Here is a 23,033-nt window from a genome sequence, read left to right on the forward strand (position 1 = left end):
ACCGCCGGAGCGATCCGGCGGTTTTTTGTTGCGCACTTCCGTTGGTCAGACGGTGATGCTCACCGTTGGCATGGCGGAGATCGTGCCGGTCAGGGCGTTGACGGAAGCATCGAGGCTTCCGGTGCCGGGCACCGTGGCTGTGCTGTTCTGCTCGCGCAGCCTGCGGGCCGCCTCTTCCAGCAGCGCCTTGATCTGGCGGGCGACGGTGCTGAATTCCATCGCGGTCTTGATGTCGTCGAGGGACAGTTTTGGCGTCTCGCGCGGCGTTTCGTCCATCGCGTCGAGATGGGCCTGCTCGGCGTGGGAGACGGGTTTGTCGTCTGCGGGCTCACCCGCCGGTTCGTCGGCGGAGGCAGCCGTGGCCTGTTCGTTCGTGTCCAGGATGGCCTCTCCTGTCTCCGCTCCGGAAAGAGCATTGGCGGGGGCCGTTGGCGCGGTCCCGCCGCTCCCGGCCAGGGCCTCGGTGAATTCGCGGGCGGCGCCGGCAACGATGACGCCGAGCTGGGCCGCCTGCTTGGCGATCACTTGCGGATCGAACCCCCAGCGGCGCATGAACTCGAGCTGCTGCTTGGCATCATCGAGCTTCTGCCTGGCACGCGCCTTAGCCTGTTCTTCCGCCTCGTCGCTCGCTTTCTTCAGCGAGGTCAGGCCATGGACGAGGCGATCGTAGAGCTCGTCCTTGGGGCTGGATGGACCGGACGATGCGGCTGTTGCGGCATCCGTCGAGGCAGACGCTCCATCCTGCTTCGCAGGCCGCGCCGGGTAGTCACTGCCAATGCTGCCGATCTGCATCTCGTCTCTCCGATTCCATTTGGCCGGAGGTTGGGACGGTCAGCTTGCTTCGGGCTGGCGTCGTCCGAGCAAGGCTCAGGTTTTCTCGATCGAGAGATCCATTTCGGGAGCCGAGTCTTCCGCTGCCGGCGCGATGCGCGCTTCCGCGATGTGGGCGGCGGCCTTCAGGTCGCGGGGAAGGCCCGCAAGTTTTTCGATTGCCGCGATCACCACGTCGCTCGCCAGATAATCCGGCTTGTGGCCGAGATTGCGGATGGAGACGAGTTCGGACCCGGCGATATCGCGGGCAAGGCCGCGCGAGTGGATTTCCTCCGCGACGATCGCATCGCTGTCGCCGGTGATGATCACCGTCGGCGCAGTGATCTCCGTATATCGCGGCGCGACGCGCGTCACGTAGCTGTTGAGGTTGGCGACGTCGATGGCGTTGCTGCGAAACACCTTCGGGCGCAGGACCAGATACGGCGCGCCGTTGCGAAGATAGGTCTCGGGGCAGGGGTTGGGGTGAAAGACCGAGCGCGTGGCGGCCTTCATCACCATGAGGCCTGCCGGCAGGGCGAGAAGATGGCTGAACAGCCGGCCGACCACCGGGCGGGCGGTGAGTTTGTAGTACCAGTCGATCCGGCCGGGCCAGGGATGGGTGGCAGGCGCCAAAAACAGCAGGCCGGCGGTCTTTTCCGGATGATAGAGGCCGAAGCTCGCGGCGATCGCGCCGCCGAAGGAATGGCCTGATATGATCGCCTTGTCGATGCCGCGCTTTTCCATCAGCCTTGCGATCGCCGCTGCCTGGCCATCCGGGAAACCGTTTTCGGGCCCGCCGCGCTCGGAATAACCGTGGCCCGGCCGGTCGACGAAGAGCATTTCGGCGCGGCCTTCGAGCGCCTTACGGAAGGCCGCCTCCTGGTCGCGGAAATTGCCGCTGGCGCCATGGATGAAGACGATCGCCGGCAGATCGGCGCCGGCAGGCTTCGGCACATGCAGCGAATTCATGGAGAAGCCGCCGACATCGACCAGTTCGCCGGTATTCGGAAACTCGGCCTCGATCGCCTTCGCCTTCCAGGCGGTGAAGCAAAAAGCGGTGGCAACAATGATGATGGCAAGGGGCAAGATCATCATCGACGTGCCGCCCGAAGGCTCAGGTCCTGTTGCCGGCGAGCTTTTCGGAAAGCTTGGTGACGGCTTCCTGGGCGTCGCGGTCGGCCGGGTAGACGGCGAGATAGTCCTGCCATGCCTTCAGCGCCAGTTCGTCCTTGCCCGCCTCCGTCAGGATGCCTGCCATGCCGGCCAGCGCTCCGAAATGGCGCGGCTCGCGTTTCAGCACTTCGGCGATGTCGGCCATGGATTTGCGCGGGTCACCCATCGTGTAGTGCAGCGTCGCACGACGGTTCCAGCCTTCGGCGAAGGCGGGATCGAGCACGGTCACCTGATCCAGGAAATCGAGTGCCGCGGCGTTGCGCTTTTCCTTGATGGCGGTCGCAGACCACTGCATCAGCAGGTTGACGGTGGCGCTGCCCGAATCGTTGAGGTCGGCGATGATCTGGCTGGCGATGCCGCGTGCCTTTTCCGGATTGCGTTCGCGCTTCAAGGCACCGAACAACGCATCCACGGGCTTGCCGGGTTTCTGGGCTGCGGCGGGAATGATCGGGGCGGCCGCAGGCGGCTTGGGTGTCGCGGTCTGGGCAAGAGCGGACGAAGCGGCGAGGCTCGCGGCGAGAATCAGGGTACTGAAACGAAAATAGCGCATGCGGATAAGGTAATCCGCCTGCGCCGAAGGTCAAACCCGATTTGTCGTGTTATCGACAATTTGATCGGCTGCGGCCGAGACCGAAGCCGATTGCCTGTATCAGCCCTGACGAGCCTTGAAGCGCGGGTTCTGCTTGTTGATGATGTAAACGCGGCCCTTGCGGCGAACCAGACGGTTATCGCGGTGACGAGCCTTCAGCGCCTTAAGCGAGTTCTTGATCTTCATTTTCCTGGTCCAGCAGTCTGTGGGCGCGAGGCCGCATGTCTATCAATCAAAAGCGCGCCGCCAAGATTCTTCGAGGGGCGCGCTCTCAGTTGGGCGTGCAGATAACCCGAGCCAATCTGCATGTCAACCTTGTGACGACGTTTTCAGGCCCTTCAATTCGGTCACATGGCCCATTTTCCGGCCCGGTCTGGATTCCGCCTTGCCATAGAGATGGACCAGAACATCGTCGCGGGAAAGCCAGGCGGGCACGTCCAGAATGTCGTCGCCGATGAGGTTGGTCATTACGCAGTCGGAATGGCGGGCGGGGTTGCCGAGCGGCAGGCCTGCGACAGCGCGGATATGCTGCTCGAACTGCGATACGACACAGGCAGCCTCCGTCCAGTGGCCGGAATTGTGGACGCGTGGGGCGATCTCGTTGGCGATCAGCGTTCCATCCGCCATCACGAAGAACTCCATGCCGATGACGCCGATATAATCCAGCGCGGCGAGCAGCTTCTCGGCCGATTCGCGGGCGGTCTTCGCCGTCGCCTCGGAAACCCTTGCGGGCAGGGTGGAGGTGTGGAGAATGCCGTTGCGGTGGACGTTTTCGGCCGGATCGTAGCAAGCGACCGTGCCGTCTATGGCTCGGGCGGCGATGATCGACACTTCGCGCTCGAAGGGCACGAAGCTTTCCAGAATCAGCGGAACGCCTCCGAGCGCATCATAGGCCCCGGCCGGCTTGTCGTCGACGGAACGGAAGACGCGCTGACCCTTGCCGTCATAACCCATGCGGCGGGTCTTCAGGACGCCCTGGCCGCCGAAATCGGCGAGCGCCTTTTCAAGGTCGGACTGGCCGTCAACGGCATGGAATCGGGCGGTCTCGATGCCGCAGGAATTCAGGAAGCGCTTTTCGGTCAGCCGGTCCTGCGACATATCGAGCGCCTTGGCCGGCGGATAAACCGGAACCGAGCGCTGCAGCGCCTCGGCGGCGGTGACCGGCACGTTCTCGAATTCGTAGGTGACGACGTCGCAGCGGCTGGCGAGTTCGGCGAGCGCTGCCGGATCGTCATAGGCGGCAGTGATCTGGGCGTTGGCGACCTGGGCTGCCGGGCAGTCGGCCTGCGGTTCGAGCACGATCGTGCGGAAGTTCAGCCGGGCTGCGGCCATGGCCAGCATGCGGCCGAGCTGGCCGCCGCCGATGATGCCGATCGTGTGGACAGTCATGGAGCCTCGTCGATTGGGTAGTCTGCAACGGCCGCACTCTGGCGGGCGCGCCATTCGTCGAGCCGATCGGCGATCTCGTCGTCGTTGAGGGCGAGAACCGCGGCGGCCAGCAGGGCGGCGTTGATGGCGCCGGCCCGGCCGATGGCAAGAGTGCCGACCGGAATGCCGGCCGGCATCTGGACGATCGACAGCAGGCTGTCCTGGCCGGACAGCGCCTTCGACTGAACCGGCACGCCGAAAACCGGAAGCGGGGTCATGGCGGCGGTCATGCCGGGCAGGTGGGCCGCACCGCCGGCACCGGCGATGATGACCTGGAAACCTTCCGCACGGGCGCCCTTGGCAAATTGCATCATCCGCTCCGGCGTGCGATGCGCCGATATGATACGGGCCTCGTAACCGATATCGAGCGCCTCCAGCGTGTCGGCGGCGTTCTTCATGGTCTCCCAGTCGGACTGGCTGCCCATGATGATGGCGACGGCAGGTCTTTCAGACATGGCGGGACCCTTAAGCGATGATGTCCGGAACAATCTGGTCTTCGAGCTGAGTCATCTTGTCTTTCAGGGACAGTTTCTTCTTCTTCATGCGCTGCACGCGAAGAGCGTCGCAGCCGACCTGGATCATGGCATTGATGGCGGCGTCGTAATCCTCGTGTTCCTGTCGAAGTTTCGCGAGCACCAGCCGGACATCCGCCTGTTCCTGATCTGCCATATTCCAGTCCCCATTCTCACGCCCGGCATTTCAGCGGTCGCCGGCATTCTCCGCAAGCCTCTACCACCAAACCGCGTTAACGGGAAGTTAGACAAGGTCACGAATTTGCCCACTTCAAACCATGATTTCACCTTCGACAAAGCCGGCCGATCGTGTCACACTTCCTTCGTAAACCTGAAGCCTCGGCATTAGGGAATGCCGTGGTAGGTGACTAAGGAAGGAACATGCCACATGACCGTCCAGGCTCATATCGCATCGCTTGAAAAGAAGCACGGTGCATTGGAGGAGGAGCTCCAGACCGTTCTCGCGTCCCCCTCCGCCGACGACCGTGAAATAGCCGACCTCAAGCGGCGCAAGCTGCGCATCAAGGACCAAATGCAGCGCCTTAAGGCAACCACGCGTCATTAGTTCCTCAGTAGGAGAAGCGCCGCTCGCCCATTGTTTCATCAGTCAGAGGCGAATAATAAAAGCGGCAAACCAATAATCCAGAAATAACCCAGAAATAACAATGACAAGGTTCTGGTCGTGGAAGGGAGCCACAATTCCCACGGTTTAAAAGCCGGTCGTCACGACCAGAACTGATCCAGCCACAGGTTCAGCCTGTCGAAGCCCTTGCTGTTGACGGAATAGATGCGCCGCGTGCCTTCCGCCGTCACATTCACCAGATTGCTATCCAGAAGAGCCTTCAAATGCTGCGACACCGCGGGCCGGCTGATCGGCAGGCCTTGCGCAAGTTCGTTTACGGTTCTCGGCGCGCGCCGCAATTCCTCCAGCAGATACCGCCGGTTAGGATCAGCTATGGCTGCAAAGGGGTCAACGGTTGTCATGCGTTGAACTTACGGTAAACGCTCGATAACGGCAAGATTTATTGTGCATCGCAACAATGTTGCTCGCCTTATTTTGCGTTGCTTTTTTAGCTGCATCGCGCTCGCTTTGCCGGGTCAGAACGGCAGGCCGTCCCACAGCAGTTTCAATCCCGCACAGAATGCCAGACCGTAAGTCATCGGATAGAAGGTTTCCGCCTTCAGATGCTTGACGATGGCCGCGCCGATCATGGTCGCGATCAGGGCGACCGGTAGAAGGGTTGCGGAGATGGTGAGGTTTTCGGAGTCGAGTGCGCCGAGGAAGAAGTAAGGGATGACCTTGACCGCATTGACGATCGCGAAGAAGCGGATGCTGGCGCCGGTATAGGCTTTCGGATCGAGCCGCATCGGCAGGACGTAGATCTGGAACGGCGGCCCGCCGGCATGGGCGACGAAGCTCGCGTAACCGGACAGGGCGCCCCAGAAGGTGGCGGCTCCCGGGCGATGCGGCAGGGGAGCCCTCGGCTGGTTGGATCGCGGGCCGTAGACCTGCCAGAAGTAGCGCACGGTAAACAGGATCGTCGCAACCGCGATGACGAGGCGCAGCGCATCGTCCGAGACATAGGCCGACGTTGCCCATCCGAGCGCGATGCCGATGATGCCACCGGGCAGGATCACCAGCAGCGTCCTGGGGTCGTTGAAGTTCCGCCATGACCATAATGCGACGATGTCCATGACGATCAGGATCGGCAGGAAGATCGCCGCCGCCTTGACCGGATCGACGGCAAGCGACATCAGCGGCACGCCGAGCAGACCGATAGCGCCGCCGATGCCTCCTTTCGAGAGGCCGACAAGCAGGACGGCGGGGATGGCGAAGGTGAAGAACGCGAAGCTAAGCGTATCGGGCATGAAGACTCGGAGGTCGATGAGGGAATGGTTGATCCGGCAGGCGGTCCGGTCTATCGAATTTGCGGACAGAAAACGAGTGCGGATTTTCGCAAACCGATATCCGCCGAACGGGAAGAAACATGACCGGACAGAAAGACCGCTGCCGCCTCGTGCTGATCGTGCCGCAATATGACGATGCCGATCAGCAGGCCAAGGATCTCGAAGCAGCGCTTGCAGGCGGCGACGTCGCGTCGGTGATCGTGCCGCAATACGGGCTCGACGACCAGGCGTTCCAGAAGCGTGCGGAAGCGCTGGTCGAACTGATCCAGGCGGCGGGCGCTGCGGCGCTGATTTCCGGCGACAGCCGGGTGGCCGGACGCATCAAGGCGGATGGCCTGCATCTTGGCGGTGACCTCACCGAGCTGGGGGAGGCGATCGAGAAATTCGTGCCGAAGATGATCGTCGGCACCGGCGGGGCGGGCGACCGGCATCAGGCGCTTGCAATCGGTGAACATCGTCCCGACTATATCTTCTTCGGCAAGCTCGATGGCGACATCAAGCCGGAAGCACATCCGAAAAACCTCGCGCTCGGCGAGTGGTGGGCATCGATGATCGAGATCCCCTGCATCGTCATGGGCGGCACCGATACCTCCTCGGCGCTTGCCGTCGCGGAGACCGGCGCGGAGTTCGTGGCGCTCAAGGGAGCGGTCTTTTCCAGCCCCCAGGGCCCCGGTGCCGCGGTCGCTGAAGTCAACGCAATTCTGGACGAAAAAGCGCCACGGTTTGAGGCTTGATGGAGCCCATGCCGTCGAACCGCCTTTCCCGCGTGATTCTGAAAGGGCTGCTGGCGACACTCATCGCTTCGGCGGCGATGCCTTGTCTTGCGCTGGCGCAGGCGAATTCCAGGGCGGTGACCCGGCCCGTGGAGCCCGATTTCCAGCCAATGAAAAAAGGGCGGGTCGAGACCCAGCCAGTTCCGGGCTCCGCAAAGGGAACCAAGGAGCCTGAGGGCCAGCCGAACGGTATCATTCCTTCGGGCGGCGTCGAGCTTTACCAGCGCATGGGCGCGGCACTGCCGCCGGCACCGGCGGAAAAAAACTATACCGGCACCGTGGACGAAGCCTACGGGGCATACCAGCGCGGAATGTATGTGACCGCCCTCGACAAGGCGCTGACCCGGGCGGGGACCGGCGATGCGGCGGCGCAGACGCTGGTCGCCGAAATGATGACCAAGGGCCTCGGCATCAAGCGCGACGCCAAGACCGCGGCATTCTGGTATCAGAAGGCGGCGGAGGGCGGCGATCCGGCCGCCATGTTCCAATATGCGCTGCTGCTGATGACCGGGCGAGATGTTCCCCGCGATAAGCCAAAGGCCGACGGTTTCATGCGCAGGGCCGCCGAAGCCGGCAATGCCTCGGCGCAATTCAACTGGGCGCAGATCCTGATTTCCGAAAATCCGGGCGACAAGGGCCTGCATCTGGCGTTGCCCTTTTACGAAAAATCCGCAAGGCAGGGCGTCGCCGATAGTCAATATGCGGTGGCGCAGGTCTATGTGACGCTGAAGGATATTCCGGCTGAAAAGAAGGCGCGGGCCCGCGAATGGCTGGAGCGCGCCGCAACGGCCGGCTTCGACACCGCGCAGCTCGACATGGGCCTCTGGCTGGTCAACGGCGTCGCGGGAGACCGCGATTACGAAAAGGGTTTCGAGTGGCTGCGGATCGCCGCCCATCGCGGCAATGTCGTCGCTCAGAACAAGCTCGCGCATCTTTATGTCAACGCGCTCGGCACTCGGCCTGATCCGGTCGAAGCGGCAAAGTGGTACGTGCTGTCGCGCCGCGCGGGCCTTCAGGACCCGGAGCTCGAGGATTTCTATCTCGGGATCAACGAGGATCAGCAGCGCCGGGCGATCGAGGCGGCGAACAAGTTTAGACGTGGGTGAAGCGCGGTCCGGCGAAGCCGGAGCAATCGATCCAGCGAAGCGCCGGGATACGGTGCGGCAATCTGGTTTCGTCGCTCACACATCCGGGACCGCCTAAGACCAGTTTTGCAGACGCGGCCAGGGCTGCAATGCCCGCATTCCCGCAGACGGCTTGAATTTCGCGCTGTTTTATGGTCTTGAAGCCGCCAATCAAAAAATCGCTCATAAAACGCCGTCCCGTCCAGACGACAAGTCGGGACAACCCCAAGGATTTCCCGCATGGCCCGCTCCGCCCTTCTCAACGTCATGGTTCAGGCTGCCCTCAAGGCAGGCAAGTCGCTTTCGCGAGATTTCGGCGAGGTGCAGAACCTGCAGGTTTCGGTGAAGGGCCCCAGCGATTTCGTGTCCCAGGCGGATCTGAAGGCAGAAAAGATCGTCCGCGACGAGCTCATGAAATCGCGTCCGACCTACGGTTTCCTCGGCGAGGAAAGCGAGGAGCTGAAGGGTACCGACGGCGCGCATCGCTGGATCGTCGATCCGCTCGACGGGACCACCAACTTCCTGCACGGCATTCCGCAGTTCGCAGTCTCCATCGCGCTCGAGCGCAACGGGGAAGTGGTTGCCGGCGTCGTGTTCAATCCCGCGACCGACGAGCTGTTCACCGCCGAAAAGGGCGGCGGCGCCTTCATGAACGACCGCCGCATCCGGGTCGCCGCGCGCCGCGTGCTGTCCGACTGCGTGATTGGCTGCGGCATGCCGCATCTCGGCCGCGGCAATCACGGCAAGTTCCTCGTCGAACTGCGCCACGTGATGGGCGAAGTGGCCGGCATGCGCCGGTTCGGCGCGGCCGCTCTCGACCTTGCCTATGTCGCTGCCGGTCGTCTTGACGGCTTCTGGGAAACCGAGCTTATGCCCTGGGACATGGCCGCCGGCCTGATCCTCATCCGCGAGGCGGGCGGGTTCGTTTCCGACATGAAAGGCACGACCGATATCTTCGGCAGCGGCAATGTCGTGGCTGGCAACGAACTTATCCAGAAGGCGCTGGTCGAAGTCGTCAATCGACCCGTTCCGACCCGCTGAGGCATTTTTGCGCCACCGCCCGGCTTAGAGCTCCAGTACTGAATAGCTGACTGTTTTCCTGAGCTTCTGCACTTCAATTCGTCGCATTTTTCAACTAGCCTCCGGCACTGCAGACTACCGGAGGCGAAGCATATTATGGCGAATGCGACAGTGGACGATTTGGACGCGTCTGAAACGGGCCGCGGCGGTTATGCCTACAAACTGTCCAATCCCGCATCGTTCCTATGGACGATGCTGATCTTCCTGATCATCGTCGGTTTCGTCGCTTCCATCCTCTACCGCCAGGCCGCCCACGCCTTCCAGACCAATCCCGGACTGAACGGCCTTATTCTCGGCGTTCTCCTGATCGGCGTGATCCTGGTTTTCAACCAGGTGATCGCCCTGATGCCGGAAGTTCGCTGGTTCAATTCCTTCCGCGCCGCCGGCAGCGCCGACAAGGTCGGCCGCGAGCCACGCCTGCTGGCGCCGATGCGCACCCTGATCGGCAGCCGCCGCCGGATGGCGCTGTCGACCAATGCCTTCCGCTCGATCCTCGATACGATCGGTACCCGCCTCGACGAATCACGCGACACGTCGCGCTACCTGATCGGCTTGCTCGTCTTCCTCGGCCTGCTCGGCACGTTCTGGGGCCTTATCCAGACCATCGGCTCGATCAGCAACGTCATCGGCGCGCTCGACCCGAATTCCGGCAGTTCCAACGACGTGCTGGCCGCCATCAAGAGCGGCCTTGCCCAGCCGCTCGCCGGCATGGGCACGGCGTTCTCGTCCTCGCTGCTCGGCCTTTCCGGTTCGCTGATCCTGGGTTTCCTCGACCTGCAGGCGGGCCGCGCCCAGAACCGCTTCTATACGGAACTTGAAAACTGGTTGTCGTCGGTGACCGACCTTGGATCGGACCTGCCGCCTGCCGTCGCCGAAACGCTCGCGAGCGGTTCCTCGGAGGATTTGAGGGCGCTGACGGAACAGCTGCGCGCGCTCGCCTCCGCCCAGAGCAAGGCACCGGTCGACGGCCACCAGAACGAGCGGTCGCTATCGGCCATGGCCAATCTTGCCGAAGGCATCCAGGGCCTGGTCAAGAACATGCGCAACGAACAGCAGATGCTGCGCGACTGGATCGAGGCGCAGCAGGAGGAATCAAAGGCCCTGCGCCGCACGCTCGACCGGCTTTCCGACAAGATCGGGGGGAAGTAAGCGATGGCGCTTGGCAAGAGCCGCCGTCGGGAGCGGGGCGTCGACTATTGGCCGGGTTTCGTGGATGCGCTTTCCACGCTGCTGCTTGCCATCATGTTCCTGCTTACCGTCTTCGTGCTGGCGCAGTTCCTGCTCAGCCGCGAAATCACCGGCCGTGACGAGGTGCTGAACCGGCTGAACAGCCAGATCGCCGAACTGACGGAGCTGCTGGCGCTCGAAAAGGGCAATAGCCAGGACGTCGAGGATCAGCTTGCCAACCTGCAGTCGTCGCTTGCCACGGCCGAGGCCGACCGCTCGCGCCTGCAGCAGCTGCTGAGCCAGGGTGCCGGCAATAGCGGCGCCGCCAATGCCCGTATCGGCGACCTCACCAACCAGCTCAATCAGGAACAGCAGCTGAGCGCCCGCGCCGCAAGTCAGGTAGAACTGCTCAACCAGCAGATCTCCGCGCTGCGTGCCCAGATCGCGGCCATCGAACAGGCGCTGCAGGCCTCGGAAGCCAAGGATGCTTCTTCGCAGGCGCAGATCTCCGATCTCGGCCGGCGCCTCAACGTCGCGCTGGCGCAGCGTGTCCAGGAACTGAACCGTTACCGCTCCGACTTCTTCGGTCGGCTGCGGGAGATCCTTTCCGACCGCGAGAACATCCGCATCGTCGGCGACCGTTTCGTCTTCCAGTCGGAAGTGCTCTTTCCGGTCGGCGGCAACGAGCTCGACCCGGCCGGCCGGGTGGAGATGGACAAGCTTGCGGCGGCTCTTCTCGATCTCGCCAAGGAAATCCCGGCCGAGATCAACTGGGTGCTGCGCGTCGACGGGCATACGGACAACTCGCCGCTTACCGGCACTGGCCGCTACCGCGATAACTGGGAGCTTTCCTCGGCCCGCGCTACTTCGGTGGTCAAGTACCTGATTTCCAAGGGCGTGCCGGCCAACCGCCTCGTCGCCGCCGGCTTCGGCGAATTCCAGCCGCTCGCCCAGGGCGATACGCCGGACGCCCGCTCCCAGAACCGCCGGATCGAGCTGAAGCTCACCGAGCGGTAATCGGCCACGGGAAAGACTTAAGTGATGGCCGAAGACAAGCCGGATATGAGCGTCCTCCTGAAGGAGGTGGCGGAAAGCCCGAAACGCGACAACAGCGTCTACCACAAGGCGATCGCCGAGGCGCGCCAGGCCTTCGAAGACGCCGAATCTGCCCTCGGCGGGCCGGTCGAGGTGCGGACCAAGACCAAGATCAAGCGCAACGGCGACTATGTGGTGAAGTGGACGTTCAGGCGCCTGGAGTAGATATTTCCGCCCCGATGGAATGGGTGCTCGACGTGAAGCCCAGCCGCATCAGACCGCGACGCACTTCGGGTGCGTTCATGAACAGGCGCCACAGCAGGCCGGATCGATAATTTTCGATCATCGCGATGATCGGACCCTGGTCGATCGCAAGATATGTGCCGGCCACCCAGCCTGTCTTCGGCACGAAGGCGTCGACGAAGCCGAACGCGCCGAGCAATTTACCATCGCCATACTGAAGCAATGCGCGCATGGCGCTTTCCGCCTCGGCGGGAAGGAAGGGGAAGCTCGACAGGGCGGCGGTCGGGGCGATGACGCCGCGATCGAATGTCGGCGAATGGGCGCCGTAACCTTGCGGTCCGTCGGACGCGCTGAGGCCCCAGACCCCGGCATTCGCATAGTCGGGCACCGTCAGGCAATAGTCGTGGTTGATGCGCGTATGTGCCACGGCCTGGTCATGGTAGTTGCTGCAATAGCGATCGCTCAGGCCCCGCGGATCCAGCGCGCAGAACGAATAATGCGAGATGAACAGCGGCCCGCCATAGGGCTCGCCGAGCGGAAGCTCCGTTCCAAGATAGATCTCGCCGTTGAGCATGGCTCCGGACCGGGCCCAGCCGGCACGGTAACTCTTGGGGCTGATCGGATGGGTGTCGGAGCCGGCGGCCAGGACATAACAGGACAATGCCTCGTTCCAGCCGCGGATCGGCAGGTTCATGGCCCAGCCGTAGTTCGGGCTCCAATGCCAGTAGAGGGCTCCATCCTTACCGCGGGTGAACCAGTTCCACTCCACCTCGTCGTACAATCGCGTGATATCCGCCCGCAATTTCTCTTCCCGAGAGGTCTCGCCGGCGAAATATTCCCGCGCGCAGATCAGGCCTTGCATCAGCAGCGTCGTTTCGACGAGGTCGCCGCCGTCGTCACGCCCGGAGAAGCGGATGACGTCGTTCGTCGAGCCGTCGATGAAATGCGCGAATGCCCCGCGGAAAGTTGGGGAATGCCTCAGATGATCGATGATGGTCGATATGCGCGCCAGTGCCTGCGAACGGGTGACCCACTGGCGTTCGCAGGCGACGATGATGGCAAGGACCCCAAAGCCGACGCCGCTGATCGACACCATATTCGGGGAAGGCGCGCCCGAGACGAAGCACTTGTCGAACGGCAGCCCCGATTCGGGATGGGCGCCATCCCAGAAGAACCGGAAGGTCCGGGACTGTATCTTGTCCAGGCAATCGTCGAGCGACGGGTCGGGCGGCAGTTGACTGAAATTCATGATCTCGAGCTTCTGGCGGCAATGGTATCTGCGATACTGGTGGTTCTCTGGCGGCTCTGCAGTAGGTAGGCATTCGGCGCGCCCGGTTCACTTCCAGCCTGGACCCGAGCGAAACACGTTGGCGTGAATGGTCAGAGTGCGGCGGCGCTCTGCCGTTCGATGTCGTGGAACTGCAGGCGGGCGAGCTTGGCATAGAGGCCGCCCTCGGCGATCAGGCTCTGGTGGGTGCCTTCCTCGACGATCCGCCCGTCTTCCAGCACGAGGATGCGGTCGGCCTTCAGCACGGTCGCCAGCCGATGGGCGATGACCAGCGTGGTGCGGTTCTGCATCAGCCCGTCGAGCGCCTTCTGGACCAGCGTTTCGCTTTCCGCATCGAGCGCCGAGGTCGCTTCGTCGAGTAGCAGAACGGGAGCGTCTTTCAGGATGGCGCGGGCGATGGCGATGCGCTGGCGCTGGCCGCCGGAAAGGGTGATGCCCCGCTCGCCGGCCATGGTGTCGTAGCCGTTGTCCAGCTTCGAGATGAACTCGTCGGCCTGGGCGGCGATGGCCGCGGCACGGACCGCCTCACGGCTGGCATCCGGAGCGCTGAAAGCGATGTTGTCATGGATGGAGGCGGCGAAGATGGTCACGTCCTGGGGCACGATGGCGAGGCGGGAACGCAGTTCGGCGAGCCTTGCCTGGCGCAGGTCGATGCCGTCGAGCTTCACCGACCCGGCGGAGGGATCGTAGAAACGCAGCAGCAGCGAGAATATCGTGCTCTTGCCGGCGCCGGATGGACCGACGATCGCCACCGTTTCCCCTGACCTCACCTTGAATGAGAGCGAGTTCAGCGTGATGGCGCTGACGCGGGCCGGATAGGCGAAGGAGACCTTTTCGAACTCGACCTCGCCACGCGGCGGGGAGGGGAGCGCGACCGGATTTTGCGCGTCGCGAATGGCCGGGACTTCGTGCAGCAGCTCGGTCAGCCGTTCGGCGGCGCCGCCGGCTGACGAAAGCTCGCCCCAGACTTCCGAGAGCTGGCCGAGCGAGCTTGCGGCAATCACCGAATAGAGCACGAACTGGCCGAGCGTGCCGGCGGTCATGGTGCCGGCCAGAACGCTCTGCGCGCCGTACCAGAGCACGCCGACGATGCTGCCGAAAACGAGGAGGATACCGAAACCGGTCAGCAACGCGCGGGCCTTGATGGCGGTGCGGGCGGCGTCATAGGCGCTTTCCACAGTGCTGCCGTAGCGGCCGTTTGCGGTCGTCTCGCCGCCAAATGCCTGGACCGTGCGGGTGGCGCCGATCACTTCGGAGGCGAAGGCGGAGGTCTGGGCAAGCGTATCCTGGGCGGCGCGCGAGCGTTTTCTGACCGAGCGGCCGAATCCGACCAGCGGAAAGACGATCAGCGGGATGGCGCCGAGCACCAGCGCGGACAGCCGCGGGCTGGTATAGATCATCATGCCCATCGCGCCGAGACAGAGAATGGTGTTGCGTAGCGCCTGCGAAGCTGCGGAACCGAAGGCGGACTTGATCTGGACCGTGTCGGCCGTCAGCCGCGAGACGATCTCGCCCGACTGATTGACGTCGAAAAAGGACGGCGACAGCGACGTCACATGTGAAAACACCTCGCGGCGCAGGTCGGCGACAACCCGCTCGCCGATGGTGATGACGTAATAGTAGCGCATGGCGCTGGCGACGGCGAGCAGGGAGGCCAGCGCCAGCAGCATGCCGAAATAGTTGTTGATGAAATGGCCGTCCGAAGAGGCAAAACCGTGGTCGACCATGCGGCGCACGGCAAGCGGCAGAGCAAGCGTGGTTGCGGCGGCGAGCACGAGGAAAACGATTGCCGCGGCGACCATCGAACGATAACGGGCAAGGTAGGGAACGAGCCTTGCGAGCGGTCTCAAGGCTTTGCCTCTCGGCTGGTTTTCTCGGGCGTCTGCCACGTCATCTCCATAGGCTCGAAAGGCTCAATTCTCGGCCTTACGGGTACTTGTACTTCCGGCGACCTTCCTGTATAGGCTCCGCATCGAATTGGGAAGCCGTGACCAGACCGGTCTGCGGCTTCATTTATTAAAGAGGCCTCTCGCTCGCAATTGCGACAAATGGACCTCGCAGAGCAGGAATATCGACATGAAGGCTGGCATCCATCCGCAGTATCACGTGATCAAAGTGGTCATGACCGACGGCACCGAATACGAAACCCGCTCTACCTGGGGTTCGGAAGGCGCTACCATGAACCTGGAAATCGACCCGAACTCGCATCCGGCCTGGACGGGCGGGAACCAGCAGATGCTGGACCGCGGCGGCCGCGTTTCCAAGTTCAACAAGCGTTTCGGCGGCCTCGGCCTCTAATACGCTTCTTGGCGCCAAGAGTTACGAAGAGCCTGGCGGAAGCCGGGCTTTTTTCGTTTTGCGTTGTTTGACGGGGAGGAGCCGTTGAAAGAGCAATCCGATATTTCGGCCGCATCCCGGCGGATCGTGATCATGGGGAACGGCGGGTCCGGCAAGACTTGGCTGGCGCTAAGGCTGGCGGAGCCGCTTGGCCTGCCGCTCGTTCACCTCGACGACGTGCATTGGGAACCGGGTCGCTACGGGATTGCACGCGACCGGGCGGTCGTGCACGAGGATGTCCGGGCGCTAGCATCAGGTGAGGCTTGGCTGATCGAAGGCGTCTATGGCCGCTACGTCGATATCGCCCTGCCGAGGACAACGGCGCTGGTCTGGCTTGATCTGAGCGAAGACGAGTGTGTGGCGAATATCCTGCGCCGCGGCATTCAGGGCGGCGAGAGCCAGGGCGCGTTCGACGGGCTGGTCAAATGGGTGTCGGAATACAGAGTTCGAAAGAACAACTGGAATTCGTTCGACGCTCACCTGAAGCTTTTCGAGAGCTTCTCAGGCCACAAGGCGCGGCTGACAAACAGGGACGAGATCGATGCCTGTGCGGAGGGCCTTCTGCAGACATGAAGAAGCCGGCGCAACGTTTGCACCGGCTGTGATAGGAAAAGCCTTGACGGCGATCAGTTGCCGAAGGCGGTGCGCAGCAGGTTGAGCTGGGCACGGACGCTGTTTTCGTTGTCCGGCAGAACGGCCGGGTCGGCCGGGCGGTAGATCTCGCGGTCGAGAATGGCGACGCGGTTCTGGAGCCGCAGCGAACGTTCGACGAGGTCGCGGAAACCTTCCGGCAGGTCGAGCCAGCCCGGAGCATTGCGGTCGACGTTGAAGCCGTCGAGGCGGACCTTGCTCTTTTCCGACATGACCTGTTCGCGGCTCATCTCGCCATTGTTGACGGCGCGCTGCAGAAGCAGCCAGGAGGCCATCTGCATGAGGCGGGTGGTCAACCGCATGGACTCGGCCGCGTAGAGAACCGATGCCATGCGCGGTAGAACCTTCGACGCGGCGCGGCCCGTACCGTCGAGATAGCTCGCGGTCTCCTCGACCAGCGACATACCTTCGGAGTAGAGCGCCTTGAACTGCGAAGACGCAGCGGCACGGCCTGCAAAACTTACGGTATTCAATCCCTGTTCGGACATCGAAATCATCCTGCTCAACGCAATCACATTCAGGCAATGACAACGGCGGATAAAAGTTCCCATGCCGTTCTGACTGACCTGAACATGATACTTATAATGGAAATCCGCAAGGCGTTTCTTAAGGAAAGGTTAATACCCACAAGAAGTGGTAAACAACGGCCATGTTCCTGAAATGAGACGCATTTTGGCGTCCAATACAGCAGTTTGTTTCTGTGGGAAAGCCGGTTGAAACCGGTTCCGGGAGGGTGTCGAAGGCAAAGAGCCTGAGCCGGGCCGGCGTCGCCCTAAAAAAGAAGAGCCGCGGAAAGGCGGCTCTCAAGGTAAAACAGGGAGAAATCAGACCATTCGCCGAATGGTGAAACTGTCTGAGTCCAGGAAACCTGAACGTCTCCATATTCTCCGATGATGATTAATATACTCTTAAAACTAAGGAGAAATACTTAAAGTTCGCGTTGGAGCCCGACGTTCAGGAACGGAACAGACTGTCGGCTGCGCGCCGGCCTGCGGCCTTCGCCTCCTTCTCGGCCTCCAGCCGGACGATTTCCTGCCGCAGCAGATCGATTCGCGATTCGAGCTCGTCCACGGACAGCATGGAGAGGTCGCTGCCGAGTTCGTGGGTGGTGGGTTTCTTCGGTCGTTCGTCGTCGATGAAGCTCATGATGTCTCCTTTCCGGCACTGGTTTCCGGCCTGGCACTATCCGGCGTCGAGCCGCCGGTCTTGGCGCGCGGGTCGAGCGACAGGCTCTCGGGCGTGGCAAGCGGCGAGGTCGAAGCCGGCGCGGTCGTGTAGGCGTCGCGATCGGCGATCGGAATTGGCGCTCGCTGGCGGCTGCGGATGATAGCATAAACGGCCACCAGAAGATGCGCCCCGGTTGTCACCGCAAACAGCGCATGCGGGCCGGCCCAGGTCATCACCGGGCCGCCGAGCGTCGGACCGATGATCGTGCCGATGCCGTAGAGCAGAAGCAGGCCGCCGGAGATCTTCACGAAGTCCTCGGGGGCTGCGAAGTCGTTGGCGTGGGCGACGGCGATCGGATAGAGCGCGTTGGCGGCCGCGCCGTAGATCGCCACCAGCACGACGATCTCATAGGTGCCGGAGGGCCGGATTGCGACGATCGCCAGGCCCGCGAGGGCTGCCGCAGCCGAAAGGCCGGCCAGTACGTGGCGGCGGTCCATTCTGTCGGAGAGCCGGCCCGCCGGAAACTGCATGATCGCGCCGGCGAAGAGCGTGATGCTGACCATCGCCGCCACCGCGCCCTGGTCGAGCCCGGCGCGCGTGCCGAAGACGGCGCCGAGCGTGCCGTAGGCGCCGTTGGCGACGCCGATCAGCAGGATGCCGATGCAGGAGATCGGCGAGTTGCGGAAGAGGCCGCGCAGATCCAGGCGCGCGCGCTTCAGCGGCTGCGGCGAGGCGGCCTTGGACAGCGTCGTCGGCAGTGCGGCAAGGCTGTAGAAAATGCCGCAGATCATGAACAGCGTCGGCGTCGCGATATCCGCGAACGGCACCATCAACTGGCCGCCCACGACACCGAAAAGAGTGATCGAGATATAGAACGAAAAGATCGTCCCGCGGCTTTCGCTGGTGGCGCGCTCGTTCAGCCAGCTTTCGATGATCATCGATGTGCCGGCGGTGCAAAAGCCGGTGATGGCGCGCAGCACCAGCCAGGTATTCTGGTCGACCATCAGCCCGGTCAGCAGCACGTTGAGGCAGATCAGCGACAGGAAACCGGAAAAGGCGCGGACATGGCCGATGCGGCGCACCACGTTGGGCGCCACGAAGCAGCCGATGACGAAGCCGGAGGCCCATGTGGTGCCGAGCAGGCCGAGCACTTCGTTGGAATAACCTTCCTGAGCGCCCCGCACCGGGAGAAGCAGGCTCTGCAGGCCATTGCCGAGGAAGAGGAGAAGCGTACCGCAAAGGAGGGCGAGGATTGGAAGGAGGTTTCGTCTCATCTTTGCACTGTCAGCTCTTTGCGCGAATGCGATCAATCACGGCTCCGCAGGCAAGCATTGTTGCATGCTGATGAACCGGGCGTTAACGAAAGCGAAGCGGATTACCTTTTCCCCGAATCCCCTCCACATCTATCTGTGGTGGAGCGCAAAAATGTCCAGCCTATGGCGGATAAGATCGGCAAGACCAAATGACAAAGACAATCGCGGTTCTTCTGATCTTTGCCATGCTGGTGCAGATCATCAAGCCGCTCAACCTTCCCGGCTTGAGGCGCCGGGGCGACTTCTGGAAGCTGGCGATCGTCGCCTTCGCGGTCTGGAGTGCCGCGCTGATCCTGCGCGAATTCACCACGCTCTAGGTCACGCACTCATAAACTGAAGAGGCGTTCGACGAGGTTGCGGTGCGGTAAAACCTTGCTCTCGTCAAATTCGCTCAGCCAAAATCCGGATGCGCTTTACGAGCCGGTGAGCTATAAGGCCCCCCGGACGCTCGCAGAGGCGTTCAGGCAGGAGCCCGATGATGATCAAGATGAGCGTCTACTATCCGGCCGATGGCGGCTCGAAGTTCGATCACGACTACTACCGCACCCACCACATGCCACTAATCCAGGAACGGCTCGGCGCTGCCTGCCTGCGCTACGAGATCGAAAAAGGCCTTGCGGGTCGCGAACCTGGAAGCGCGCCGGAGTTCGTCGCGGCGTGCCACGTCTACTCGCCGACCCTGGGGACATTCCAGGAGGCGTTCGGTCCCCACCGCGCGGAGATCGTCGCGGACGTCGCCAACTATACGGACATCGTGCCCATCGTGCAGATCAGCGAAATCGTTGGAAGGTAGGGGCTTCGGCGCGTCAGGGCGTAGCCGTTGAACTTTCCGGGGCCGGCGTAGCGCCGGCGCACCTGATCAAATCTGAATGCGCTTGATGAGTCGGTGACCTAAAGCTTCTTTTCGAACCAATGGTGGGCGTAGGGTTCCGCGTTGAACGGCGCAACTTCCTGGTAGCCCTCGCTGCGGTAGAGCGCCTGGGCTTCGTTGAGGGCGCGATTGGTCTCCAGGCGCAGCCGCGTCAGGCCAGCCTCGCGCGCCATTGCTTCCAGCGAACGCAGCATGCGGCGGCCGATGCCCAATCCCCGCGCCGTCGGGGCGGTCCACATCCGCTTTACCTCGCCCGATCCCCCGTCACTGATCTTGAGCGCTCCGCAGCCCTGAGGGGCGCCGTCGAGCCAGGCCACAAGGAAGAACCCGGATGGCGGCGTCATTTCCTCGGGACTTGCCGGGTTACTCCGGGAAGGATCGAAGCCGACCTCGAAACGAGCCGAAAGTTCGGCAAAATACTGTTCCAGACACCATTGTGCCGCAGCGCTGGCCGGCGGCTCGAGCCTTACCTCCACCGCTCCGGCGCGAAGCAGGCGTTCAACTTCCGCCATGGCGTCGACCAAACGGTCGCGCTGGTGAGGCTCGAGAGGCCGGAGGAACGACATAGCGAGCTCATCCGAGAGCGCCTCGTAGGTCGCCCGCTCATTCAAGCCGCCGGGCGTCAGGGCCACGCGCCGAACCCTTCCGTCGCTCGGATCCGCAGTCGTCCGGACAAGCCCCTGCGCTTTGAGCGAGCGCAACAGACGGCTGATGTGACCCGAGTCGAGTTTCAGCCGCTCGCGTAAGGTGCGCACATCGGTGTTGTCACGGATCTCATGCAGCAGCCGAGCTTCGCTGAGCGGACGGCCACGTTGCAAGTAACTGTCTTCCAACGCGCCGACATGCAGTGTGACGACCCGATTGAAGCGGCGAATCTGTTCGATCTGACCCTTGAACATTCTCTGACTTTAGTCAGATATTCGCCTGTTGTAAATCGCCACCGCCAATGAAACGGTTTCTAGACGTCTATCGAGCCGCGCATGACGGGCACGCAGCGACCGGTAATGGTGACGTCGGTGACGGTTCCGGCCGCCTTCATCACATCAAGCTCGATGATGCTGCGGCGGCCCATCTCTACACCCTGTTCTATCGTCAGATGCACCTTGGCATCCGTCTCCGGCGCACGCGTTACCAGGAAGGCGGAGAGGGCGGCAGAGGCGCTACCGGTCGCCGGGTCCTCCATGATATCGTCGAGCGGCGCGAACATGCGGGCGCGGAGGTTCCAGGGTTCTTCCTGGCTGCGGACATAGAGGAAGATCGGAAAGTCGCCATCTGTACCCTGGTGTTTCGCGGCAGCCTTGCGGAAGGCCGTGATGTTCGGCCGGGCGGCGGCAAGTGCTTCGAGGCCATCGAGTTCGGCGATCGCGAAGGCGAGGCCGACCGAGGCGAAGACCGGCCTGTGGGCGGTGGTGCGCACATGTCTTGCATCGATCGAAATGCAGTCGGCGATCAGGCCCGGCTCTATCTCGACGCCGATTTCCAGCGGTCTCGGTGCGCGGATCGTTGCGCCGATCACACCAGCTGTCTCCTGCAGCAGCCGGATTTCCACCAGGCCGGCGATCTCCTCGAACCGGAGCTTGTCAGTGACCGGCTTGCCGAACAGCTCGCGCCGCTGACCGAGCACGTAGGCGGTGCCGACATTGGGGTGGCCGGCAAAGGGAATTTCCATCGTCGGGGTGAAGATGCGTACCCGCGCGCTGTTTTCAGGGCTTTTCGGCGGCAGGACGAAGGTGCTTTCGGCGTAACCGAATTCGACCGCGATCTTCTGCATCTGGCGGTCGGTGAGCCCGCGCGCATCCGGCACCACGGCGAGCGGGTTGCCGGCGAAACGCTCGGTGGTGAAAACATCGACGGTGACGAAATCGGCGGTCGGCATGGCAAAACTCTCCGGATGCGATGCCGGATTTAAAGCCTCATCGACCTTCCTGACCAGCCAATGTTTTTGATCGCGGTCATCAACGGAATGAAAGCGGCCGGCATCATCGGCTCAGGTAAGGCCGTGGTCACGCATCGCCTTCTCCTCGTCGCCGGTGATATAGGCGAAGATCCTCGGGTCGCCATCGGCGATCGTCACCAGATAGAAGTTGGTGAACCGGACATTGCCGGCTTCGCCCGCCTTGTTGACGTAGGAAAAATCCCACCCGACTTCCGCAAGCGCATGAAGATCGTTGAGGCAGGTGATCCTGACGCCGGTAATGTCCATCCGCTTGCCGCCGGCATCGCGATATCGGGCAAAGCCTTGCGGGATCACTTCCCGGAATGCCGCGTCATTGGCTCCACCGAATACCGCCTGCGGTGTCGAGCCGACGAAATAGGGCGCGAAGAACGCCGCGACGCCGGAGACATTCACCGACGCCGCGTCCTTCAGGGCGTCATTGCTGGTCCGGCCGTATTCGTCGAAAAGCCTTCGGACCTTTTCTTCAATTTCCGTCATGGGCAACCTCCATCATGCAATGAACGTTGTTTTGCCCGTTCGGTTCACGTCGGCTTCGACGTCGCAGCAAACAGAAAGGCCGCTCCGTTTCCGGAGCGGCCCTCTTCCTCCTCCTTGAAAAGGCGCTCCTCAAGCGGCCTTTTCGAGATCTTTCGCGTCAGGACTTGTTGACGCTTGCGGCGTAGATCTGATCGATCGTTGCGGCCAGGCTCGCATTGAATTCTGCGTCACTCATCGAGGCGCGGAGGTTTTCCGCCAGAGCGCGCGAGAAGCTGGCGATCATGCCGTGGTTATGGCTGAGCTTTTCGCAGGCTTCCGCGGTGCTGTAGCCGCCGGAAAGGGCGACGACGCGGACGACCGATTTGTGGGCGGTCAAGGGAGCGTAGAAATTGGCGACCGTCGGGATCGTCAGCTTGAGCATGACCGTCTCGCCCGCGGGAAGCTTGTCGAGCTGCTGCGCGATCTCGTCGCGCAAGATCGCTTCAGCCTGTTCCTTTGTCGGGCTCTTGATGGAAACTTCAGGCTCGATGATCGGCATGAGGCCCTGGCCGATGATCTGACGGGCAACCTGGAACTGCTGCTCCACGACGGCAGCGATGCCGGCCTTGTCGGCATGGCCGATCACCGACCGCATCTTGGTCCCGAATATCCCCTTTTCACGACCGCGGATCAGGAGATCATCCAGTTCGGGCATCGGCTTCATCGTCTGAACGCCGTTTTCCTCGGCGTTGAGGCCCTTGTCGACTTTGAGAAAGGGGACGACGCCGCGCTTTTCCCAGAGATAGGAGGGAACAGGCTCACCATCGACGTCGCCGTCCATGGTTCGCTCGAACAGGATGGCGCCGAGAACCTTGTCGCCAGTAAAGGCGGGCGCGCTCATGATGCGGACGCGCATGGCGTGGATCAGGCGGAACATCTCGTCGTCGCCCTGATAGTCGGACTCGGACACGCCATAAAGGCGCAATGCTCCGGGTGTTGAACCACCGCTCTGATCCAGCGCCGCGATGAATCCGGGCGCAGAACTCATCTTGTTCAACATCTTCGCGTCCACCATACTACACTCCTGTCCCTAAGTTGGCGCAAAACGCGCTCGTCTCTCCCAAGCTGTCAGTCGCGGATAACAGAAGTTA

The 23,033-nt window shown here is 62.5% G+C and carries 30 protein-coding genes; 11 read left to right on the plus strand and 19 right to left on the minus strand.

What is annotated here, in order from left to right; translation table 11 throughout:
• Nucleotides 1–45: 45 nt before the first annotated feature.
• The 7 genes from C5J24_RS25635 to C5J24_RS25665 all read right to left on the minus strand — a co-directional run bounded on the left by C5J24_RS25635 (nt 46) and on the right by C5J24_RS25665 (nt 4,669).
• Complete coding sequence (locus tag C5J24_RS25635) at nt 46–792, minus strand: hypothetical protein (RefSeq protein ID WP_105421937.1); 747 nt, start codon at nt 790–792, stop codon at nt 46–48.
• Between the two features lie 75 nt (nt 793–867).
• Nucleotides 868–1,905: an alpha/beta fold hydrolase gene (locus C5J24_RS25640; RefSeq protein ID WP_371674833.1), complete on the minus strand. Its 1,038-nt coding sequence runs from the start codon at nt 1,903–1,905 to the stop codon at nt 868–870.
• Nucleotides 1,906–1,924: 19 nt separating this feature from the next.
• The gene (locus tag C5J24_RS25645; RefSeq protein WP_105400201.1) at nt 1,925–2,533 is read right to left on the minus strand and encodes a hypothetical protein; all 609 of its coding nucleotides are present in this window, start codon (nt 2,531–2,533) and stop codon (nt 1,925–1,927) included.
• A gap of 99 nt (nt 2,534–2,632) precedes the next feature.
• The gene (ykgO, locus tag C5J24_RS25650; protein WP_003497670.1) at nt 2,633–2,758 is read right to left on the minus strand and encodes a type B 50S ribosomal protein L36; all 126 of its coding nucleotides are present in this window, start codon (nt 2,756–2,758) and stop codon (nt 2,633–2,635) included.
• A 123-nt stretch (nt 2,759–2,881) separates the two neighbouring features.
• Nucleotides 2,882–3,961, minus strand: coding sequence for a 5-(carboxyamino)imidazole ribonucleotide synthase (locus tag C5J24_RS25655; RefSeq protein WP_105421939.1), 1,080 nt, complete (start codon nt 3,959–3,961; stop codon nt 2,882–2,884).
• Complete coding sequence (gene purE / locus C5J24_RS25660) at nt 3,958–4,455, minus strand: 5-(carboxyamino)imidazole ribonucleotide mutase (RefSeq protein ID WP_007757842.1); 498 nt, start codon at nt 4,453–4,455, stop codon at nt 3,958–3,960. The genes C5J24_RS25655 and purE overlap by 4 nt, the downstream gene beginning before the upstream one ends.
• A 10-nt stretch (nt 4,456–4,465) precedes the next feature.
• Nucleotides 4,466–4,669, minus strand: coding sequence for a YdcH family protein (locus tag C5J24_RS25665; RefSeq protein ID WP_037077103.1), 204 nt, complete (start codon nt 4,667–4,669; stop codon nt 4,466–4,468).
• Nucleotides 4,670–4,900: 231 nt separating this feature from the next.
• Here C5J24_RS25665 and C5J24_RS25670 point away from each other — a divergent pair, with 231 nt between their 5' ends.
• Entirely contained in the window at nt 4,901–5,077 is a 177-nt protein-coding gene (locus C5J24_RS25670) for a YdcH family protein (RefSeq protein WP_105400203.1), read from the plus strand.
• 158 nt (nt 5,078–5,235) lie between these two features.
• On the opposite strand, the gene C5J24_RS25675 is transcribed toward C5J24_RS25670, so the two are convergent.
• Together C5J24_RS25675 and C5J24_RS25680 are read right to left on the minus strand one after the other, a co-directional pair.
• Entirely contained in the window at nt 5,236–5,496 is a 261-nt protein-coding gene (locus tag C5J24_RS25675; protein ID WP_046634883.1) for a helix-turn-helix transcriptional regulator, read from the minus strand.
• 114 nt (nt 5,497–5,610) lie between these two features.
• Nucleotides 5,611–6,381 (minus strand): sulfite exporter TauE/SafE family protein, encoded by a 771-nt coding sequence (locus C5J24_RS25680; RefSeq protein ID WP_105400204.1) that lies wholly within the window; start codon nt 6,379–6,381, stop codon nt 5,611–5,613.
• A 119-nt stretch (nt 6,382–6,500) separates the two neighbouring features.
• Between C5J24_RS25680 and C5J24_RS25685 the strand changes: the two genes are divergently transcribed.
• Nucleotides 6,501–7,154: a thiamine phosphate synthase gene (locus tag C5J24_RS25685; protein ID WP_105421941.1), complete on the plus strand. Its 654-nt coding sequence runs from the start codon at nt 6,501–6,503 to the stop codon at nt 7,152–7,154.
• Nucleotides 7,154–8,299, plus strand: a complete 1,146-nt coding sequence (locus C5J24_RS25690; protein WP_105421943.1) for a tetratricopeptide repeat protein — start codon at nt 7,154–7,156, stop codon at nt 8,297–8,299. Before C5J24_RS25685 ends, C5J24_RS25690 begins: the two co-directional genes overlap by 1 nt.
• On the opposite strand, the gene C5J24_RS32085 is transcribed toward C5J24_RS25690, so the two are convergent.
• Nucleotides 8,286–8,504, minus strand: a complete 219-nt coding sequence (locus C5J24_RS32085) for a hypothetical protein (RefSeq protein WP_172724142.1) — start codon at nt 8,502–8,504, stop codon at nt 8,286–8,288. The two genes, C5J24_RS25690 and C5J24_RS32085, sit on opposite strands and share 14 nt — an antisense overlap.
• 53 nt (nt 8,505–8,557) lie before the next feature.
• On the opposite strand from C5J24_RS32085, the gene C5J24_RS25695 reads away from it, so the two are divergent.
• The 4 genes from C5J24_RS25695 to C5J24_RS25710 all read left to right on the plus strand — a co-directional run bounded on the left by C5J24_RS25695 (nt 8,558) and on the right by C5J24_RS25710 (nt 11,824).
• Nucleotides 8,558–9,358: an inositol monophosphatase family protein gene (locus C5J24_RS25695; RefSeq protein ID WP_105421945.1), complete on the plus strand. Its 801-nt coding sequence runs from the start codon at nt 8,558–8,560 to the stop codon at nt 9,356–9,358.
• A gap of 135 nt (nt 9,359–9,493) precedes the next feature.
• Nucleotides 9,494–10,546, plus strand: a complete 1,053-nt coding sequence (locus tag C5J24_RS25700) for a flagellar motor protein MotA (RefSeq protein ID WP_105400207.1) — start codon at nt 9,494–9,496, stop codon at nt 10,544–10,546.
• A 3-nt stretch (nt 10,547–10,549) separates the two neighbouring features.
• Nucleotides 10,550–11,581 carry a peptidoglycan -binding protein gene (locus C5J24_RS25705; RefSeq protein WP_105400208.1) on the plus strand — a complete coding sequence of 344 codons (1,032 nt, stop codon included), beginning with the start codon at nt 10,550–10,552 and terminating at the stop codon, nt 11,579–11,581.
• 24 nt (nt 11,582–11,605) lie between these two features.
• A complete protein-coding gene (locus C5J24_RS25710) occupies nt 11,606–11,824 on the plus strand; it encodes a hypothetical protein (RefSeq protein ID WP_105400209.1) in 219 nt (72 codons plus the stop codon).
• Here C5J24_RS25710 and C5J24_RS25715 read toward each other — a convergent pair.
• Nucleotides 11,808–13,091, minus strand: a complete 1,284-nt coding sequence (locus C5J24_RS25715) for a glucoamylase family protein (protein ID WP_105400210.1) — start codon at nt 13,089–13,091, stop codon at nt 11,808–11,810. The two genes, C5J24_RS25710 and C5J24_RS25715, sit on opposite strands and share 17 nt — an antisense overlap.
• 131 nt (nt 13,092–13,222) lie before the next feature.
• Nucleotides 13,223–15,019 (minus strand): ABC transporter transmembrane domain-containing protein, encoded by a 1,797-nt coding sequence (locus C5J24_RS25720; RefSeq protein WP_105400211.1) that lies wholly within the window; start codon nt 15,017–15,019, stop codon nt 13,223–13,225.
• Between the two features lie 187 nt (nt 15,020–15,206).
• Between C5J24_RS25720 and rpmE the strand changes: the two genes are divergently transcribed.
• Together rpmE and C5J24_RS25730 are read left to right on the plus strand one after the other, a co-directional pair.
• Nucleotides 15,207–15,428 carry a 50S ribosomal protein L31 gene (gene rpmE, locus C5J24_RS25725; RefSeq protein WP_038589408.1) on the plus strand — a complete coding sequence of 74 codons (222 nt, stop codon included), beginning with the start codon at nt 15,207–15,209 and terminating at the stop codon, nt 15,426–15,428.
• 84 nt (nt 15,429–15,512) lie between these two features.
• Nucleotides 15,513–16,040, plus strand: a complete 528-nt coding sequence (locus C5J24_RS25730) for an AAA family ATPase (RefSeq protein ID WP_371674834.1) — start codon at nt 15,513–15,515, stop codon at nt 16,038–16,040.
• A gap of 53 nt (nt 16,041–16,093) precedes the next feature.
• Here the strand turns inward: C5J24_RS25730 and C5J24_RS25735 are convergent, their stop codons facing one another.
• From C5J24_RS25735 to C5J24_RS25745, 3 genes are all read right to left on the minus strand, one after another.
• Nucleotides 16,094–16,606, minus strand: coding sequence for a DUF1465 family protein (locus C5J24_RS25735; RefSeq protein ID WP_037077074.1), 513 nt, complete (start codon nt 16,604–16,606; stop codon nt 16,094–16,096).
• A gap of 466 nt (nt 16,607–17,072) precedes the next feature.
• Nucleotides 17,073–17,264 carry a DUF1192 domain-containing protein gene (locus C5J24_RS25740; protein ID WP_046666813.1) on the minus strand — a complete coding sequence of 64 codons (192 nt, stop codon included), beginning with the start codon at nt 17,262–17,264 and terminating at the stop codon, nt 17,073–17,075.
• Nucleotides 17,261–18,559, minus strand: coding sequence for an MFS transporter (locus C5J24_RS25745; RefSeq protein WP_105421947.1), 1,299 nt, complete (start codon nt 18,557–18,559; stop codon nt 17,261–17,263). The genes C5J24_RS25740 and C5J24_RS25745 overlap by 4 nt, the downstream gene beginning before the upstream one ends.
• A 188-nt stretch (nt 18,560–18,747) precedes the next feature.
• Between C5J24_RS25745 and C5J24_RS32090 the strand changes: the two genes are divergently transcribed.
• Both C5J24_RS32090 and C5J24_RS25750 read left to right on the plus strand, forming a co-directional pair.
• Nucleotides 18,748–18,915 (plus strand): hypothetical protein, encoded by a 168-nt coding sequence (locus C5J24_RS32090; RefSeq protein ID WP_172716904.1) that lies wholly within the window; start codon nt 18,748–18,750, stop codon nt 18,913–18,915.
• A 161-nt stretch (nt 18,916–19,076) separates the two neighbouring features.
• Nucleotides 19,077–19,391: an EthD family reductase gene (locus C5J24_RS25750; protein ID WP_105422058.1), complete on the plus strand. Its 315-nt coding sequence runs from the start codon at nt 19,077–19,079 to the stop codon at nt 19,389–19,391.
• Nucleotides 19,392–19,489: 98 nt separating this feature from the next.
• Here the strand turns inward: C5J24_RS25750 and C5J24_RS25755 are convergent, their stop codons facing one another.
• The 4 genes from C5J24_RS25755 to C5J24_RS25770 form a co-directional block, all read right to left on the minus strand.
• Nucleotides 19,490–20,368: a GNAT family N-acetyltransferase gene (locus C5J24_RS25755; RefSeq protein WP_105421949.1), complete on the minus strand. Its 879-nt coding sequence runs from the start codon at nt 20,366–20,368 to the stop codon at nt 19,490–19,492.
• 59 nt (nt 20,369–20,427) lie between these two features.
• Nucleotides 20,428–21,345, minus strand: a complete 918-nt coding sequence (locus C5J24_RS25760) for a PhzF family phenazine biosynthesis protein (RefSeq protein WP_105421952.1) — start codon at nt 21,343–21,345, stop codon at nt 20,428–20,430.
• A gap of 111 nt (nt 21,346–21,456) precedes the next feature.
• Nucleotides 21,457–21,903: a hypothetical protein gene (locus C5J24_RS25765; RefSeq protein WP_105421954.1), complete on the minus strand. Its 447-nt coding sequence runs from the start codon at nt 21,901–21,903 to the stop codon at nt 21,457–21,459.
• Between the two features lie 157 nt (nt 21,904–22,060).
• On the minus strand, nt 22,061–22,957 hold the full coding sequence (locus C5J24_RS25770; RefSeq protein ID WP_105421956.1) for a fructose bisphosphate aldolase: 897 nt from the start codon (nt 22,955–22,957) through the stop codon (nt 22,061–22,063).
• Nucleotides 22,958–23,033: the final 76 nt, after the last annotated feature.

The sequence above is a fragment of the Neorhizobium sp. T25_27 genome (assembly GCF_002968565.1).
Lineage (GTDB): Bacteria > Pseudomonadota > Alphaproteobacteria > Rhizobiales > Rhizobiaceae > Neorhizobium > Neorhizobium tomejilense.

Coding starts and splice junctions, on each gene's coding strand:
- C5J24_RS25705 (WP_105400208.1), top strand. CDS start 10,550: ATGGCGCTTGGCAAGAGCCGCCGTCGGGAGCGGGGCGTCGACTATTGG.
- C5J24_RS25640 (WP_371674833.1), bottom strand. CDS start 1,905: ATGATGATCTTGCCCCTTGCCATCATCATTGTTGCCACCGCTTTTTGC.
- C5J24_RS25740 (WP_046666813.1), bottom strand. CDS start 17,264: ATGAGCTTCATCGACGACGAACGACCGAAGAAACCCACCACCCACGAA.
- C5J24_RS25675 (WP_046634883.1), bottom strand. CDS start 5,496: ATGACAACCGTTGACCCCTTTGCAGCCATAGCTGATCCTAACCGGCGG.
- C5J24_RS25655 (WP_105421939.1), bottom strand. CDS start 3,961: ATGACTGTCCACACGATCGGCATCATCGGCGGCGGCCAGCTCGGCCGC.
- C5J24_RS25665 (WP_037077103.1), bottom strand. CDS start 4,669: ATGGCAGATCAGGAACAGGCGGATGTCCGGCTGGTGCTCGCGAAACTT.
- C5J24_RS25635 (WP_105421937.1), bottom strand. CDS start 792: ATGCAGATCGGCAGCATTGGCAGTGACTACCCGGCGCGGCCTGCGAAG.
- C5J24_RS32090 (WP_172716904.1), top strand. CDS start 18,748: ATGACAAAGACAATCGCGGTTCTTCTGATCTTTGCCATGCTGGTGCAG.
- C5J24_RS25745 (WP_105421947.1), bottom strand. CDS start 18,559: ATGAGACGAAACCTCCTTCCAATCCTCGCCCTCCTTTGCGGTACGCTT.
- C5J24_RS25735 (WP_037077074.1), bottom strand. CDS start 16,606: ATGTCCGAACAGGGATTGAATACCGTAAGTTTTGCAGGCCGTGCCGCT.
- C5J24_RS32085 (WP_172724142.1), bottom strand. CDS start 8,504: ATGAGCGATTTTTTGATTGGCGGCTTCAAGACCATAAAACAGCGCGAA.
- C5J24_RS25670 (WP_105400203.1), top strand. CDS start 4,901: ATGACCGTCCAGGCTCATATCGCATCGCTTGAAAAGAAGCACGGTGCA.
- ykgO (WP_003497670.1), bottom strand. CDS start 2,758: ATGAAGATCAAGAACTCGCTTAAGGCGCTGAAGGCTCGTCACCGCGAT.
- C5J24_RS25765 (WP_105421954.1), bottom strand. CDS start 21,903: ATGACGGAAATTGAAGAAAAGGTCCGAAGGCTTTTCGACGAATACGGC.
- C5J24_RS25690 (WP_105421943.1), top strand. CDS start 7,154: ATGGAGCCCATGCCGTCGAACCGCCTTTCCCGCGTGATTCTGAAAGGG.
- C5J24_RS25710 (WP_105400209.1), top strand. CDS start 11,606: ATGGCCGAAGACAAGCCGGATATGAGCGTCCTCCTGAAGGAGGTGGCG.
- C5J24_RS25645 (WP_105400201.1), bottom strand. CDS start 2,533: ATGCGCTATTTTCGTTTCAGTACCCTGATTCTCGCCGCGAGCCTCGCC.
- C5J24_RS25755 (WP_105421949.1), bottom strand. CDS start 20,368: ATGTTCAAGGGTCAGATCGAACAGATTCGCCGCTTCAATCGGGTCGTC.
- purE (WP_007757842.1), bottom strand. CDS start 4,455: ATGTCTGAAAGACCTGCCGTCGCCATCATCATGGGCAGCCAGTCCGAC.
- C5J24_RS25760 (WP_105421952.1), bottom strand. CDS start 21,345: ATGCCGACCGCCGATTTCGTCACCGTCGATGTTTTCACCACCGAGCGT.
- C5J24_RS25695 (WP_105421945.1), top strand. CDS start 8,558: ATGGCCCGCTCCGCCCTTCTCAACGTCATGGTTCAGGCTGCCCTCAAG.
- C5J24_RS25680 (WP_105400204.1), bottom strand. CDS start 6,381: ATGCCCGATACGCTTAGCTTCGCGTTCTTCACCTTCGCCATCCCCGCC.
- C5J24_RS25685 (WP_105421941.1), top strand. CDS start 6,501: ATGACCGGACAGAAAGACCGCTGCCGCCTCGTGCTGATCGTGCCGCAA.
- C5J24_RS25715 (WP_105400210.1), bottom strand. CDS start 13,091: ATGAATTTCAGTCAACTGCCGCCCGACCCGTCGCTCGACGATTGCCTG.
- C5J24_RS25770 (WP_105421956.1), bottom strand. CDS start 22,957: ATGGTGGACGCGAAGATGTTGAACAAGATGAGTTCTGCGCCCGGATTC.
- C5J24_RS25750 (WP_105422058.1), top strand. CDS start 19,077: ATGATCAAGATGAGCGTCTACTATCCGGCCGATGGCGGCTCGAAGTTC.
- C5J24_RS25700 (WP_105400207.1), top strand. CDS start 9,494: ATGGCGAATGCGACAGTGGACGATTTGGACGCGTCTGAAACGGGCCGC.
- rpmE (WP_038589408.1), top strand. CDS start 15,207: ATGAAGGCTGGCATCCATCCGCAGTATCACGTGATCAAAGTGGTCATG.